The sequence below is a fragment of the Candidatus Nitrosotalea sp. FS genome (assembly GCF_011319475.1).
Taxonomy (GTDB): domain Archaea; phylum Thermoproteota; class Nitrososphaeria; order Nitrososphaerales; family Nitrosopumilaceae; genus Nitrosotalea.
The window spans coordinates 1,284-2,752 of record NZ_RCMC01000242.1 but is presented as its reverse complement, the minus strand read 5'-3'; the positions used below and the strand labels follow the sequence as shown (position 1 = coordinate 2,752).

The window sequence follows — 1,469 nt, the reverse complement described above, 5'->3', positions numbered from 1 at the left end:
CTCAATGTGTACACTTCCAATCTCTTCTTCGCCTTCAATGAAAAATTTGATATTGCATGGCACATCTCCTGTTGTTTTCAAAAATGACTCTACTGCCTTGATTCTTGTAATCAGTTCTCCCTTGTCGTCAGCAGAGCCTCTTCCGTAAATCTTGTTTCCCTTTATTTTGCCGCTAAAGGGCTTGTCGTCCCACAGATCAAGCGGCTCTTCGGGTTGGACATCATAATGATTGTAAAACAATAGTGTCTTGCTGGGATTTTTTTTTGATTTCACTTCACCATATATTGCCGGAGGAACTCCTTTTTTGACACGAAGTATCTCTGCGTGTATTCCAGACTTTTTCATCATGTCAACAACCAATTTTGAACATTCTTCTAGCCCTAGATTTTTTGCAGAGACGCTTGGCTGTTGTATTAATTTTTGAAGATCTGAAACAAGNTTTTCTTGCATGTGTTATTTCACTTTATCAAATGGTTTCATGGCACTTGGTATAAAATCCAACAGATCAGTTGCCACAATATGCAATCCATATTTTTTTTGTGCCAGGTATCCCGCCTTGCCGTTTACAAATGCTGCTGCAGAAGCAGCCTTGACTGGGTCTTTGTTTTTGCACAACATTGAAGCAACTACACCTGATAGAACATCGCCTGTTCCGCCTACCGTCATGGCTGCAAGATTTTTAGGATTCAGGTATGTCTGTTTTCCGTCTGAAATGACGTCCGTTGGCCCCTTGAGAAGTATCGTGATTCCGTTTTCTTTGGCATGCTTTTCGACAAGCGCTGTCCTTGGTTTTATGCTATCAGGTGGAAGCTCGCCAAACAGTCTCCTAAATTCTCCGGCATGAGGAGTGACTGTAACCTTTTTGTCTTTAATTATTGGAATGATTTCTGGCACAAGGCAGCTTGCGTCAAGGGATATCATCACGGCCCTATCAAGAAGAGACGATACAAGAATTTTTAGTGCTTCCCTATCTTGGATTCCAAGACCCATTCCCATGGTGGCAGAGTCAAGCTCTTTTGGTATGATTCCAAGAAGTTTTTGTACAGAGCCCCTTGTCAGCTTGACGTCAACTAGCGGTACTACAATTAAATTTGGAGAAAACGAACGCGTTGCCATCACATTGATCTTGGGCACACATGTGTACACCAAGTCGGCTCCTGTTCTAAGTGCTGCAAGAGATGACAGAATTGGAGCACCATGGTAAAGATAATTTCCGCCAAGGACTAGAATTTTGCCATTGTCACCTTTTCGTGATAATGCCTTTCTTGCAGGTATGAAACTTTTGACTGTAACGGCTTGGAGAATTTTTGCCAACAGACGTTTTATTTTTTAAGAGATGATAAACTTTCGTCTTCAGTAGAATCTGCTTCTTCTGATTCAATCTCTGGCTGCTCCACTATTGGTGACAGGATTTTGCGCAAGCTTGGAGGTGTTATGACTTTGCGTGCAAATGCAACATAGGTTGTGTG

Annotated in this window: 1 protein-coding gene and 1 pseudogene; both read right to left on the bottom strand. The window is 42.0% G+C overall.

What is annotated here, in order from left to right:
• Positions 1–438, bottom strand: a pseudogene (locus DYY66_RS09660) (M20/M25/M40 family metallo-hydrolase); the annotation flags it as partial.
• 15 nt (positions 439–453) lie between these two features.
• Positions 454–1,317, bottom strand: coding sequence for an NAD(P)H-hydrate dehydratase (locus DYY66_RS09655; protein WP_166288701.1), 864 nt, complete (start codon positions 1,315–1,317; stop codon positions 454–456).
• Positions 1,318–1,469 lie beyond the last annotated feature (152 nt).